Raw genomic sequence first — 13,225 nt, forward strand, 5'->3', positions numbered from 1 at the left:
AAGCCTGGTAGAAAACCATGCGCGTCTATCTGGTTACCTCTCTATTAGCGGCGGCGATCTGTTACTTAGTTACTCCTTTTGTGAAGCAGGTGGCGGAGCATTTTGGGGTTGTGGCTCAGATACGCACTCGAGATGTTCACACTCTTCCTACCGCCCGCTGGGGTGGAGTGGCGATGTGGATTTCGATGGTGATTACATTTCTTATCGCGCGCCATTTAACTTTGGTAGAAAGCACATTTGGACATGAGCTGCAAGGCATCTTTTTTGCTTCAACGTTCGTCATCCTTTTGGGAATGGCCGACGACCGCTATCAATTAGATGCGCTCACTAAGTTGGCCGGACAGGCATTGGCCGCCGGCATTCTCCTTCTTTACGGAATTCAGATTCTCTGGCTGCCCATTAACGGCGTGATGACCTTGCCGCCAAGCATTGGCCAAGCAGTCACTGTATTGGTGGTTGTTATCACCATTAACGCCGTCAACTTTGTTGATGGTCTCGATGGACTGGCAGCAGGAATTGTGGCAATCGCCGGTGCTTCATTTTTTGCTTTTGCTTATCTGCTTGCAGTGGTAAATGGATTTAGCCGAGCGGGTTCTCCTTCCTTGATAACAGCCATAATCGTCGGTGTCTGCATAGGTTTTCTTCCGCATAATTCGCACCCGGCAAGAATCTTCATGGGGGACTCAGGATCAATGTTCTTGGGACTACTTCTGGCCGCTGCCGCGGTAACTCTGACCGGACAGGTGGATGCAAATGCAATCACCGCAGAAAATAAGGGACCAACCTTTCTTCCACTTCTCCTCCCATTTGCAGTCTTGGCCATCCCTTTAGTAGATCTAATCCTGGCTGTCTTCCGCCGCGCCTTCTCCGGACGATCCCCATTCGCTCCCGACAAAGAGCATCTGCATCACCGTTTACTGGGAGCAGGAAATTCACATCAGCGCAGTGTTGTCATCATGTATTTCTGGACGGCCGCCATTGCAGTGCCCGCAACTCTTCTTGCTTTCCTACCTGTGTGGGTTGGAGTGGTCACGGCACTTGTATTGATGGGAATTAGCATGGCGATTTCTCGTCGATGGCTAGATGGCAGAAAGCAGAAAAGACCGGTTGATATTGCTCAATGAAAAAATTGACCCATGCCTATTCAAGTGATGAAGCGAATTTAATTCGGGGAGCGCTCATCCCGACTATTGCAGTCGGCATTCTGGGAATAATTCTCGCCACGATTTTCCGTGGAAAACCTGGATTTTTCGCGGCCCTGTTGGCACAGCTGGTTGTTGTGATGTACTTCACGGTTCATATCGCAGTCTCTTCGATTTCCAGGAAATTGGATCCGATGACGACTTTTGCGCTGGCTATGTTCTCTTATTTTGCCAAAATTGCCGCCCTGGGCGTCTTTCTCTGGTTCTTGACCCGTTTCACCTCCCGCTCCAGCATTGATCGCGCCAGTTTCGGCATCGTTGCAATTGCACTCACCGTGGCTTGGCTGGGCGGGGAGATACGAAGTTTCTTAAAACTGCAGATACATCTACCATTACCGCAGAGCACGGACCGTAATGAATCCAAAATAGGGGAGATTGAGTGAAGAGAGACGAAGGCGCGGCCTGGTCGATCTTTGGATATCTCCTTTCGGGGCTCCTCTTTTGGGGTGGCGCCGGCTACTTCCTGGACCGCTGGCTCAATACCCGGTATTTCCTGCTCGGCGGGTTGCTGCTGGGCGTGAGTGCGGCTATTTATCTCATCTGGCTCAGGTTCGGGCGGGAATGAGTCGGCTCATGCCCCGATTTCACAGGTGAGAACCTTTGCCAATAAGGTTGCCCCGCTGACCAAATCTTTCCGAAGTCAATAAAGTAGAAGTCAATACAAAACTCTCGAAACATAAGGAGTGTGTGTGCGCACGTTGCACTTGTTGAGTACTGAAGGTGGCGGATTCGTCCCGCCGAGCACAAACGACTTCAATCTCCCACCTATTTTCGGCAACAATGAATACACCACAAAGCCAATTCTCTTGGTCTTTTTGTCGGTCATTCTGGTTTCGGTCTTTTTCATCATGGCTTCACGTAAGGCAGCAGTTCTCCCTTCAAAATTGCAGTTTGCTGGCGAGAGTATCTATTCCTTCATTCGCAACGACGTGGCTCGCGACAACATCGGACACGAGTTCATGCGCTTCGTGCCTTACTTATTCACACTCTTCACTTTTGTCTTAACCAATAATATTTTTGGCATCGTTCCTTTACTTCAATTCCCTTCCATGTCACACGTGAGCTTCCCTTATGTGCTGGCTGTGTTCACCTTTGTCGTCTTCCACTATGTCGGAATTCGCAAGCAGGGGATTCGCAAGTACATGAAGGACATCATGTTCATGCCTGGCGTTCCCAAAGCGGCATACATCCTTCTGACTCCACTTGAGCTAGCGACCTTCTTTATTGTTCGCCCACTTACTCTATCCCTGCGTCTTTTCGCCAATATGTTCGCGGGGCACTTGCTTCTTCTCGTTTTCATCTTGGGTGGAGATCATCTACTCAAGGGAGTCATTGGTTTGAAGTTGATCAGTCCTTTCGCCTTCGCATTCGGCATTGGTCTGACCTTCTTTGAATTTATGGTCCAAGTTCTGCAGGCGTATATCTTTACCCTGCTTACTGCTCTCTACGTCGCCGGCGCCCTAGCCGACGAGCACTAAAGAAATAAATCCCATCAAGCAGTTCGCTTGATTACTTGCTAGAAAGGTAAGAAAAATGACAGGCACACTCAACCTGGTCGGTTATGGCCTCTCTGCAATCGGACCCGCGATTGCTACTGGCATGATCTTCGCTGCTTACATCAGCGGCGTTGCACGTCAGCCAGAAGCACGTAGCGTTCTACAGCCAATCGCCTTCCTTGGATTCGCACTTGCTGAAGCACTTGCGCTCTTCGGTCTCGTTCTCGCATTCGTTCTCTAACCACTAGCGATGCACTCAATTAATCTGGCAGCGGAGACTGTAGAGAAGATCAACCCTCTCATTCCGCATACCGCAGAACTGGTGGTCGGCTTTATCGCCTTCACCCTTCTTTTCCTCGTCATGAAATCCAAAGTCGTGCCAATGTTTGAAAAGGGTTTTGCGGCACGAACTGAGGCCATTCAAGGCGGGATTGAGAAGGCGGAGAAGGCGCAGGTTGAGGCTGAGCGCGCTCTGCGTCAATACACCGAGCAACTTTCCAAGGCTCGCGATGAGGCTCACTCACTTCGTGAAGATGCCCGTACCCAAGGTGTTGCGATCATCGAAGAACTGCGTAGTAAAGCGCAGGAGGAGGCAGCTCGTATTTCTGCTTCCGCGCACGCTTCTATCGAAGCCGAGCGCCAGCAGGCAATTACTTCACTTCGCAATGAAGTGGGAGCACTGGCAGTCGAATTAGCGTCCAAAATTGTCGGTGAATCACTCGATGACCAGGCGAGAGCCTCGCGCGTGGTTGACCGATTTCTTGACGATCTTGAAGCCTCAAAAAATCCAACGACCACAACGAGCAATTAAGTCCACTTCGGAAAGATAGGTTCATGAGAGCACATTTCGGCGGAAGCAGCAGAGAATCCCTCAAGGTTTCTCGCTCGGCCATAGATGCTGCCGTAAAAGGGGCTACCCCTGAAGCGGCGTCGACTCTAAGTACCGAACTTTTCTTCGCCGAGATGATTCTCGCTGGCTCTATTGGATTACGTCGCGCGATCACAGACCCATCACGTGACAACGCTGCGAAAGCAACTCTTGTCACTGAGATTTTTGGAAAGACTGTGGATGCGAAGACGCTGGGGATTCTCACCACTATTTCCTCGCTTCGCTGGTCTTCTTCGGGAGATCTCGTCCAGGTGATCGAGCAACTGGCGATCGAAGCTGAAGCATCGGCAGCCAATATGGGAAACGAACTAGATCGTGTTGAGGATGAATTCTTCGCGACATCACAAGCAATATCTCAATCCTTTGATCTTCGAAAAGCACTTCTGGTTCCGGATGCGGTAGCTGCAAAAGGTGCACTTATACAAAAACTTCTGGGGAAGAGTGCGACGGCATCGACCATTAAATTGGTGATTCATCTGGTCAATAATCTTCGCGGGAGAAGTATTGAAGCCGCCTTTGACGATTACCTGTATGCGCTCGCCGCACGTCGCAACCGCGTAATTGCCCATGTACGTGTTGCTGCTGCTCTAACAGATGCACAGCACGATCGACTTGTCACCGTTCTAACTGCGCAAGTTGGTCAACCAGTGCGGGTCAACGTGGAAATCGACCCCACCATTGTTGGGGGAGTAAGCGTGATGTTTGGCGATGAAATTGTCGATGGAACTATCAGTAATCGAATAGCGGATGCCGGACGAGCTCTCGTCGGTGTGCACGCGTAAAGAAATTATTTAACCGACCAATAAGGGAGAAGAAGATGGCCGAACTGCAGATCCGACCAGAGGAAATTCGCGATGCACTTGCGAATTTCGTGAAGTCGTACGATCCAGGAGTCGCTGCACGTGATGAGGTCGGAACGGTCACGCAGGCAGGCGACGGAATCGCCCGTATTGAAGGCCTTCCTTCCACAATGGCCAACGAACTTCTTCAGTTCGAGAATGGCACATTAGGTCTGGCCCTCAACCTCGACGTCCGCGAAATCGGCGTTGTTATTCTCGGTGATTACGCGGGAATTGAAGAAGGCACATCAGTTCGTCGCACCGGTGAGATTCTCTCTGTGCCAGTTGGAGATGCATTCCTCGGACGCGTTGTTGATCCACTCGGTCGCCCCATTGACGGCAAGGGAGAAATTAAAGCCGATGCCCGTCGTATTCTTGAATTACAGGCACCTTCGGTAGTTCAGCGTCAGCCAGTTAAAGAGCCACTGGCCACTGGTATCAAGGCGATCGACGCGATGACGGCTATTGGTCGCGGCCAGCGCCAGTTGATCATTGGTGACCGGCAGACCGGAAAGACCGCGGTTGCAGTCGACACAATTATCAACCAACTCGAAAATTGGAAGACCGGAGATCCAAAGAAGCAGGTGAAGTGCATCTACGTGGCTATTGGTCAGAAGGGTTCGACCATTGCCTCCGTTAAGGCATCTTTGGAGGAAGCAGGCGCCATGGAGTACACAACCATTGTTGCCTCTCCTGCTTCCGACCCCGCCGGATTTAAGTACCTTGCTCCATATACAGGTTCTTCAATCGGCCAGCACTGGATGTACGCGGGCCAGCACGTGCTCATTGTTTTTGATGATCTTTCCAAGCAGGCTGAGGCATACCGCTCGGTCTCACTCTTGCTGCGCCGTCCACCAGGGCGCGAGGCCTACCCAGGCGATGTTTTCTACTTACACTCACGTCTTCTCGAGCGTTGCGCAAAGCTTTCCGACGAACTCGGTGGCGGTTCCATGACCGGACTTCCGATTATCGAAACAAAAGGGAATGACGTCTCTGCGTTTATCCCTACCAACGTAATTTCTATTACTGACGGGCAGTGCTTCTTGGAGACTGACCTCTTCAACGCAGGTGTGCGCCCAGCGATCAACGTCGGTGTTTCGGTATCGCGTGTTGGTGGTTCGGCCCAGACGAAGGCGATGAAGAAGATCGCCGGACGTCTACGTCTGGACCTGGCACAGTTCCGCGAACTCGAAGCATTTGCGGCTTTTGGTTCCGACCTTGACGCTGCTTCCAAAGCACAACTGGAGCGCGGTGCGCGCATGGTCGAACTCTTGAAGCAGGGCCAGTACTCGCCTTATTCACTTGAGAAGCAGATTGTCTCAATCTGGGCCGGTACGTCTGGTCAACTCGACGATGTTGCAGTTGCCGACATTCGACGTTTCGAGACCGAGCTGCTTGATTTCATTGCTCTGGAGCGGAAGTCAATCTTCGACGTGATTTCAGAGACCAAGGAACTCAAGGACGACACTGTTACTGCTCTTGAAGAAGCAGTCACAATGTTTAAGTCTCGCTTCACATCCTCTGTTGCAAAGGCGATTAACGAAGCGCCAGTTGCTGCTCTTGAAGGCGAAAAGAACGAACAAGTGACTAAGTACGTTGCGCCGGCGGTAAAGAAGTAAACAATGGGAGCCCAACTACGCGTTTATCGCCGCCGGATGCGTTCGGTAAAAGCGACTAAAAAGATTACGAAGGCTATGGAGTTGATTTCGGCCTCTCGTATTGTCAAGGCGCAGCAAAAAGTTTGGGCCTCCACTCCGTATGCAAACGAATTGACCCGCGCGGTTTCCGCGTTGGCTACTTATTCCTCCACGGACCACCCGTTGACCACTGCAGAAGAGAATCCAATGCGCGCAGCGGTTTTGATTATTACATCTGATCGAGGCATGGCCGGTGCTTATTCAAACAACGCGATTAAGGAAGGCGAGCAACTCGCGACCCTTCTGAGAGAGCGCGGTCTGGAAGTCCGCCCATACTTGGTGGGACGCAAAGCGGTGAATTACTACAAGTTCCGCAACCGTGCTGTTGCTGGATCATGGACGGGATTCTCCGATAGTCCGACTTATGAAAATGCCAAGGAAGTTGCTGACGCACTCATCAAGGCGTTTGTGGCGGATGCATCAAGTGAAGATTTTGGAATCGATGAGATTCACATTATCTATACCGAATTTCAATCAATGATGACCCAGACTGCCATGGCAAAGCGAATGCTGCCCCTCGAGGTTGTCGAAACTGACGAACCAATTCCTGAGGGCTTGCTGCCAATGTATGAGTTTGAACCGGATGCAACCAGCGTGCTTGACGCGTTGCTTCCCCGTTATATCGAAGCTCGAATCTTCAACGCGATGTTGCAATCAGCTGCTTCCGAGCACGCTGCTCGCCGTCGTGCGATGAAGTCAGCGACTGACAATGCTGATGATTTAATCAAGTCGCTCACGCGGCGTGCGAATGCGGCCCGTCAGGCCGAAATTACCCAGGAAATCAGTGAAATTGTTGGCGGCGCAGACGCGCTTGCCTCGGCTAGTGCAGGGAGAGAATGATGTCGACAGTAACCGGTAAAGGTCGAGTAGCGCGCATTATTGGACCAGTGGTGGATATTGAATTCCCCGCCGACTCAATGCCATCGATCTTTAATGCACTACACGTTGATGTGACCATGAACGGTCAGACTCGTATGTTGACGATGGAGGTAGCTCAACACATCGGAGACAACCTCGTGCGCGCTATCTCGATGCAGCCAACTGACGGCATGGTCCGTGGTGCTGAAGTGAGCGACACCGGCTCTGCGATCTCAGTGCCAGTCGGTGATGTCACCAAGGGACACGTCTTCAACACACTAGGCGAGTCACTCGATGTTCCAACATCATCTCTCGATATCAAAGAGCGTTGGCCAATTCACCGCAATGCGCCAGCATTCGATCAACTTGAGTCAAAGACCGAGATGTTCGAGACCGGCATCAAGGTCATCGACCTACTCACACCATATGTAAAGGGCGGAAAGATCGGCCTCTTCGGTGGTGCCGGTGTTGGTAAGACCGTTCTAATTCAGGAAATGATTTACCGGGTAGCTGAAAACTTCGGCGGTGTCTCCGTATTCGCCGGTGTTGGAGAGCGTACTCGTGAAGGTAACGACCTCTTCTTGGAAATGACCGAGACCGGCGTTATCAATAAGACCGCCTTGGTCTTCGGTCAGATGGACGAGCCACCAGGGACCCGTCTTCGTGTCGCTCTCTCTGCGCTCACGATGGCTGAGTATTTCCGCGATGTTCAGAAGCAGGACGTTCTGCTCTTCATCGACAACATCTTCCGCTTTACTCAAGCAGGTTCTGAGGTATCAACTCTGCTTGGACGTATGCCATCTGCGGTTGGTTACCAGCCAACACTTGCCGATGAAATGGGCCAGCTTCAGGAGCGCATTACTTCTACCCGCGGTCACTCGATTACATCGATGCAGGCTATTTATGTGCCTGCCGATGACATCACCGACCCAGCTCCTCACACCACCTTCGCTCACTTGGATGCGACCACAGTTCTCTCGCGCCCAATTTCCGAATTGGGTATTTATCCAGCGGTAGATCCACTTGATTCAACTTCGCGTATCTTGGATCCGCGCTACATTGGCGAGCACCACTTCCGAGTTGCCAACCGGACTAAGCAAATTCTGCAGCGTTACAAGGATTTGCAGGACATCATCGCAATTCTTGGTATCGACGAACTCTCTGAAGAGGACCGGATTCTCGTTGGGCGCGCTCGCCGTATTCAACGCTTCCTTTCCCAGAATACCTTCGTCGCCAAGGTCTTCACCGGCCTTGAGGGTTCGTTCGTTCCACTAAACGACACCATCGAAGCCTTCGAAGCACTTGCAGATGGAAAGTACGATCACGTTCCAGAACAAGCATTCTTCATGTGCGGCGGTCTCGATGACGTTGAGCGCCGGGCTGCTGAATTGGCTAAGGGTTAATAGATCATGTCTGAAAGTGTGCTTGGAGTAGAACTCGTAACTCCAGAAGCAAGGGTCTGGTCCGGGCAGGCGAAGATGGTTTCTGCACGTACCGTAGAGGGTGACCTGGGAATACTTCCAGGTCACGAACCACTCTTTGGTGTACTAGTTGATGGAAAAGTAAGTATTAAGGCTCTCGATGGCGCCGTGAGCGAATTTGAAGTTCACGGCGGATTTCTTTCTGTCTCCAATAATCGTGTGTCGATCCTGACCGAGAGTATTAGCTAGTTCGAATCCCTTCGGGTGCACAACCAAAATCGATTTGACTATAGAAAAAGCCCCCAGATTTACCTGGGGGCTTTTTGCATCCACCTGACTAAATAAATGGTAACACTTTTCCCCAAGGTTCTACGATAAACATAGAGTTACCCATCGCTCACGCCGAAATTCGCCTAGGAAATATGGTTCGCGAATGCGGCTGTAGCTCAGCGGATAGAGCATTCACCTGACGAATGGAAGGTCGTGAGTTCGACTCTCACCAGTCGCATATACGTGGGGTGGCCTTCGTCTCGTCAACGGGGGTCATTTCACTCTCGATTTCGAACATGAGTATGGAAACACGATTTAGTTACAAATTTACGATCGAAACCCAGTGCCAAGTTTCATCCCTTCGGGCGCAGTTATGAGGAAGGGCGTCACTACTAGTCATGGTGCAGCCCTTTTTTCACATTCAAATCAATTAATATTCAGCCACTTTCAACTGCTCGATCGTGTCAGTTACTTTAAAGCGTTCGGCGGAGAGCGAACCAGCATTCAAAATTGCTGCTACTAAACTTTCGCTCCCACCAATGAGAGTTACGTTGAAGTCAATCTCTGTCGCCAATATCCAACCCCGATCACTTGGCCACAAGAGGTTAGGTGATTGAGACTGAAACGACTCGGAGAATACCCAACCGATCTTTCTAGCCTCTGATAATGGGCCACGCATCAGCAAATATTCGCGATTAGGGAGTTTAAATCGCTCCGATTTCATGATCCCTACCGGCAAAGTGTGCGACTCTAAGTGATCCAGCGATTGAACTTGCGTCCGAATTCTCCTTCTAAACCTCCTAGCGCTGATCTTGATCGAAATTCGCAGAAAAAATCTATGAAGTATTGGGTGTCGAAGAGGTTTGAGAGTCGCGATGCTTCCCGCATGCATCCATCCATACCCCTCCCATAATGCAAAAAAGCACTCTTCGGGGGTAATTGTGAAATTGGAGAGTATCTCTACTAGCGTTCCGAGGCTTTCATTTCCGAGTCCTCCTTGGTGATCACCCGGACCGGTATGGCGAACCAGTACATAACTCTCGAACCCTTTAGGAATGACTATTCCAATAGTGACCGGGATTTCAGAAAAAGCTACCCATGGATCCAAAGATTCTCTGATCCAGTCACCGACTGAAACATCGAGAGCAATATCAATTTGCACTTTATCAAATCCTGAATTCACCTTCAGAATCTACTACCCACTTGCTCCTTTTTAGGCTAGAAGAACGATTGACTCCCAGTGCCCAGTTTCATCCCTTCGGGCGCACTCTGTTCTAATTACGTTTGCGACTTTAACAAACCTTGCTCGCCCGCATTGCTATAGGCACTAAGAAAGGCTCCACAGTAAGTGGAGCCTTTCTGGTGATGTGCCCCTGACGGGATTCGAACCCGTATCTCCGCCTTCGTTGGAGGCGTGCTCTTTCCGTTGAGCTACAGAGGCACCTCGCGTAAGTCAGAGGATGGGGCCTTGGCGATTTGCTGCTTTGCGGGAGCATGTGGAGAACTTGTTTTAGTTAAAGGGGAAAGTCACAGAGAGTAATCATCTGTATTTCGCAAAGCACAACCAGTGAATTCCGATTCGTGCTACAGTTTCAGAACTTCGTTGGGGGCGCAACAGACTCTGTTTGTTGAGTTACTACCTAAAACCTCGAGAGAACATCTCGAGGTTTTAGTGTTTCTATACCGAACTATTGGCAATTCCTTCCTTGGAATCCTCTCATTGAGACAATAACAATTGAGATTTCCGATGCCCAGTTTCATCCCTTCGGTCGCACTGGTGAATTAACTCCAGATGTTGTCACCTCGGATTGATGCATCAGCGCCGCCATCAATGTAGATCGTCTGACCAGTTGTATGGGTGTTCTCCTCACTGGTAAGCCAAGCAAGCAGATAAGAAACTTGCCGGGCTTTGAGGTAGTGGTTGAGCGGCATAGGAATCATCGCATCCATAGCGGTTCTGGACTCTTCAGTAGCAATCAATCCTGCGACCATCGGGGTCTCGACAATTCCAGGTCCGACGGCATTGAGTGGGATCCCTGCCCCCGCCCATTCCGGTTTGATGCACTCACGACGAATCCAACGACTAAGTGCGCGCTTGGTCGAACCATAAATCAGTCCTGCCGTTTTAGGCCCTTGATCAACTAGCCCTTGCGCAATTAGTAAGGCCCGCGCCTCATCATTGGCGAGCATTGCATCGACTAATTCAGAAGAAATGGGAAATAGGGACGCCATCGAACTTGGTATGGCGACTCTTGGCGCCGAACTATTTTTCAGAGTTGGGAGGAGCTCGGTGAGAAACTCAGTGACTCCGAAGAAATTGACGGAAACAGTCGGGGCAATTGAATACACCAATCCAGCGCAAGGGATGACACCATCAATGCTTCCTCCACTCAGCTTTATGGCACTCCTTGCAGCATCTTTACGTCCGATGGAGGTACTCAGATCGGCGCTGATATCGGAGTTATGAATATCCACTCCAATTACTTTGGCACCACGTTCCTTAAGCAAGGCCGAAGTAGCCGCTCCAATTCCAGAGGCAGCGCCCGTAATTACATATGTTCTTGTCACTGTGATGACCTTTCTCAGGCGTATGGATGGATCTGCGCTTATTCTCCTCTTTTCTGAGTAATACGGAAATGAACCACTCAATTCGAAGATAGATCGGAACGACCGATTCCCAACTTCCAGTTTCATCCCTTCGGGCGCGCTAAAGACCTCTCTTCCTGAGGATTACTAGTTCGGTCTTTGATAACTTCGCCATTGTTCGTCTACCGCAAAGCCAAGACTTCTCACTGTTGCATGACTCGCTTCATTGACTGCTGCGCCCCCAGTCGAAAAAAGACGCTCTCCAAGATTCGCGTAGGTACTTATCGCGAGCGACACAATTGCAGATCCCACTCCCAAGCCTCGGTGTTCTCTTCTCACGCTACCGAAATCTATATTTACTTCCTTCGCTCCCTTGGATGCGGCCACTACTCCTACGAGTAGTCCTTCTTTGAATGCGCCGAAAACCCCGTTGCCCGCTTTCCATAAGTTCCTCGTGCTTTCAAAAGTCGGCGTGGCATGCGCGGTTGCTGGTGTGTATGGGTAATCGGGATTGTTCGTAACTTCAAGTTCTAGAACCTGGTTGGCAAGGCCGAGTGCAAGGGATTCCACCTGATATCCCAACGTCTGTAATCCAGAAATCTTTCCCGCATATAGACTCAAATCGATAGGGTCGCTTAAGCGCAGATGCGCTCCCCATGATTCTCCGACAACTGTATAACCAGCAGTTTCGAGTTCTAGACATCTGGGATCTAGGGCATTGACTATCTCGATTTCTGAATTCATCGTGACAACCTACTGCCTATTTGCGTTTTCAATGGTAGAAAAAGAATTGACTCCTAATTCTCAGTTTCTTCCCTTCGGGCGCGCTCGGTGGGATAAAACTGGGAATCGGTCGTTGATTTAAGCATTAAGAGGGGGTCCTGAGTGAAAACTTAAGACCCTTTTCAGTTACTTCTAAAAAGCCATTCTGTCTTCCGCCATTTGACTGAGATTATGCACATGACTTCTGAGGGAAATTTACCAATGTCTAAGGGTGAGTCAATATCGCTCAAATACGCGCATGTGGAAAATGAAAGACGATTCTTAATTCGAAGTCCTTTTGCCACGACAAGCGGCGCAAGACGCCTCTATATTCGAGACCGATATCTGATTGGAACGAGACTCAGATTGCGGCAGGTTGAGGAATCTGGATTTCCAGTAGTTTATAAACTCGGACAGAAGATCAGAGTTGATGGGAGTTTGATGAGTTCGGTGGTTCGTTGGCCAACCTCGTCCTTGCGGAGGTGGATCTGGGAAGCACTGGTACCTTGCCCGCCATGTTTCCGATCGATTTGAACGACGAAGTCACCAATGATGAACGTTTCACGGGAGGCGCACTTGCTAAAACAACAGCTGAGGAACTCACGGATATATTAAATTCTTTTAACATTCACTAGTAGGAAACTTTCTCAAAATCAAGGCAGTAAAGCTCGCTGCGCCAAGCCAAGCATGAGCGCGGCAACTTCATTGCGTCGCTGAGTGGATCGCAGCCGTGGTGTTGAGTTGAGCAATCCAAAGACTGCGTGCGCCATGGTGCGGGCAGTCTCTGGTGTGTCATTTCGCCGCACTAGTTGGATTTGATCTACCCAGAGTTCGACATATCGCCGTTGCAGGCGTCGAACCTGCCGGGCATCATCTTCTTCGAGATTACTAAAGTCGCGCTCGTGGACTCTGATGAGATCGGGATAAGTGATCGCGAATTCGACGTGACGTTCGATCAATGCGGAGAGAGTTTGCTGCGGATCGAGATTCTCCTCGATCACTTCAGTCGCTCCCTCGAGCAGTGACTTGCTAACGGTAATGAGCATCTCCCCGAGCAGGGCACTTTTCGTGCGAAAGTGCCGGTACATCGAGGGACCGGTGAGGCCGACCGATTCGCCTAGTTCTTCAACGCCAACGCCATTGAAACCCTTGGCGGCAAAGAGCGCAGCTCCGCTTTCAAGAAGACGCTCACGAGTCCCCATTAT

General features: G+C 50.5%; 15 protein-coding genes and 2 tRNA genes. 12 read left to right on the forward strand and 5 right to left on the reverse strand.

Going from position 1 to position 13,225, the window contains the following annotated elements:
- Positions 1-17 precede the first annotated feature (17 nt).
- The 12 genes from VMW30_10655 (at position 18) to VMW30_10710 (ending at position 8,910) form a co-directional block, all read left to right on the forward strand.
- Positions 18-1,124: an MraY family glycosyltransferase gene (locus VMW30_10655; protein ID HUW88811.1), complete on the forward strand. Its 1,107-nt coding sequence runs from the start codon at positions 18-20 to the stop codon at positions 1,122-1,124.
- Complete coding sequence (locus VMW30_10660; protein HUW88812.1) at positions 1,121-1,585, forward strand: hypothetical protein; 465 nt, start codon at positions 1,121-1,123, stop codon at positions 1,583-1,585. Before VMW30_10655 ends, VMW30_10660 begins: the two co-directional genes overlap by 4 nt.
- Positions 1,582-1,767, forward strand: coding sequence for an AtpZ/AtpI family protein (locus VMW30_10665; GenBank protein HUW88813.1), 186 nt, complete (start codon positions 1,582-1,584; stop codon positions 1,765-1,767). Before VMW30_10660 ends, VMW30_10665 begins: the two co-directional genes overlap by 4 nt.
- A 124-nt stretch (positions 1,768-1,891) precedes the next feature.
- Entirely contained in the window at positions 1,892-2,680 is a 789-nt protein-coding gene (gene atpB / locus VMW30_10670; protein ID HUW88814.1) for a F0F1 ATP synthase subunit A, read from the forward strand.
- Positions 2,681-2,735: 55 nt separating this feature from the next.
- Entirely contained in the window at positions 2,736-2,939 is a 204-nt protein-coding gene (locus tag VMW30_10675; protein HUW88815.1) for an ATP synthase F0 subunit C, read from the forward strand.
- A gap of 9 nt (positions 2,940-2,948) precedes the next feature.
- Entirely contained in the window at positions 2,949-3,509 is a 561-nt protein-coding gene (locus VMW30_10680; protein ID HUW88816.1) for a F0F1 ATP synthase subunit B, read from the forward strand.
- A 23-nt stretch (positions 3,510-3,532) separates the two neighbouring features.
- A complete protein-coding gene (locus VMW30_10685) occupies positions 3,533-4,369 on the forward strand; it encodes a F0F1 ATP synthase subunit delta (GenBank protein ID HUW88817.1) in 837 nt (278 codons plus the stop codon).
- A 35-nt stretch (positions 4,370-4,404) separates the two neighbouring features.
- Complete coding sequence (gene atpA / locus VMW30_10690) at positions 4,405-6,045, forward strand: F0F1 ATP synthase subunit alpha (GenBank protein ID HUW88818.1); 1,641 nt, start codon at positions 4,405-4,407, stop codon at positions 6,043-6,045.
- A gap of 3 nt (positions 6,046-6,048) precedes the next feature.
- A complete protein-coding gene (locus VMW30_10695; protein HUW88819.1) occupies positions 6,049-6,963 on the forward strand; it encodes a F0F1 ATP synthase subunit gamma in 915 nt (304 codons plus the stop codon).
- Positions 6,963-8,384, forward strand: a complete 1,422-nt coding sequence (atpD, locus tag VMW30_10700) for a F0F1 ATP synthase subunit beta (protein ID HUW88820.1) — start codon at positions 6,963-6,965, stop codon at positions 8,382-8,384. The genes VMW30_10695 and atpD overlap by 1 nt, the downstream gene beginning before the upstream one ends.
- A 6-nt stretch (positions 8,385-8,390) precedes the next feature.
- The gene (locus VMW30_10705) at positions 8,391-8,651 is read left to right on the forward strand and encodes a F0F1 ATP synthase subunit epsilon (protein HUW88821.1); all 261 of its coding nucleotides are present in this window, start codon (positions 8,391-8,393) and stop codon (positions 8,649-8,651) included.
- Between the two features lie 186 nt (positions 8,652-8,837).
- Positions 8,838-8,910: transfer RNA gene (locus VMW30_10710), tRNA-Val, on the forward strand.
- Between the two features lie 192 nt (positions 8,911-9,102).
- Here the strand turns inward: VMW30_10710 and VMW30_10715 are convergent.
- The 5 genes from VMW30_10715 to VMW30_10735 form a co-directional block, all read right to left on the reverse strand.
- Entirely contained in the window at positions 9,103-9,855 is a 753-nt protein-coding gene (locus VMW30_10715) for a hypothetical protein (protein HUW88822.1), read from the reverse strand.
- 185 nt (positions 9,856-10,040) lie between these two features.
- Positions 10,041-10,113: transfer RNA gene (locus tag VMW30_10720), tRNA-Val, on the reverse strand.
- Between the two features lie 341 nt (positions 10,114-10,454).
- The gene (locus tag VMW30_10725) at positions 10,455-11,240 is read right to left on the reverse strand and encodes an SDR family oxidoreductase (protein ID HUW88823.1); all 786 of its coding nucleotides are present in this window, start codon (positions 11,238-11,240) and stop codon (positions 10,455-10,457) included.
- 165 nt (positions 11,241-11,405) lie between these two features.
- The gene (locus VMW30_10730) at positions 11,406-12,002 is read right to left on the reverse strand and encodes a GNAT family N-acetyltransferase (protein HUW88824.1); all 597 of its coding nucleotides are present in this window, start codon (positions 12,000-12,002) and stop codon (positions 11,406-11,408) included.
- Between the two features lie 671 nt (positions 12,003-12,673).
- Positions 12,674-13,222, reverse strand: a complete 549-nt coding sequence (locus tag VMW30_10735; protein HUW88825.1) for a TetR/AcrR family transcriptional regulator — start codon at positions 13,220-13,222, stop codon at positions 12,674-12,676.
- Positions 13,223-13,225: the final 3 nt, after the last annotated feature.

It is taken from the genome of Candidatus Paceibacterota bacterium (assembly GCA_035530615.1).
Classification (GTDB): domain Bacteria; phylum Actinomycetota; class Actinomycetes; order Nanopelagicales; family Nanopelagicaceae; genus QYPT01.

Excerpts from the sequence above, each read along its gene's own strand:
- VMW30_10735 (HUW88825.1), bottom strand. The coding sequence starts at position 13,222 with ATGGGGACTCGTGAGCGTCTTCTTGAAAGCGGAGCTGCGCTCTTTGCC.
- atpA (HUW88818.1), top strand. The coding sequence starts at position 4,405 with ATGGCCGAACTGCAGATCCGACCAGAGGAAATTCGCGATGCACTTGCG.
- VMW30_10685 (HUW88817.1), top strand. The coding sequence starts at position 3,533 with ATGAGAGCACATTTCGGCGGAAGCAGCAGAGAATCCCTCAAGGTTTCT.
- VMW30_10680 (HUW88816.1), top strand. The coding sequence starts at position 2,949 with ATGCACTCAATTAATCTGGCAGCGGAGACTGTAGAGAAGATCAACCCT.
- VMW30_10695 (HUW88819.1), top strand. The coding sequence starts at position 6,049 with ATGGGAGCCCAACTACGCGTTTATCGCCGCCGGATGCGTTCGGTAAAA.
- VMW30_10675 (HUW88815.1), top strand. The coding sequence starts at position 2,736 with ATGACAGGCACACTCAACCTGGTCGGTTATGGCCTCTCTGCAATCGGA.
- VMW30_10655 (HUW88811.1), top strand. The coding sequence starts at position 18 with ATGCGCGTCTATCTGGTTACCTCTCTATTAGCGGCGGCGATCTGTTAC.
- VMW30_10705 (HUW88821.1), top strand. The coding sequence starts at position 8,391 with ATGTCTGAAAGTGTGCTTGGAGTAGAACTCGTAACTCCAGAAGCAAGG.
- VMW30_10730 (HUW88824.1), bottom strand. The coding sequence starts at position 12,002 with ATGAATTCAGAAATCGAGATAGTCAATGCCCTAGATCCCAGATGTCTA.
- atpD (HUW88820.1), top strand. The coding sequence starts at position 6,963 with ATGTCGACAGTAACCGGTAAAGGTCGAGTAGCGCGCATTATTGGACCA.
- VMW30_10660 (HUW88812.1), top strand. The coding sequence starts at position 1,121 with ATGAAAAAATTGACCCATGCCTATTCAAGTGATGAAGCGAATTTAATT.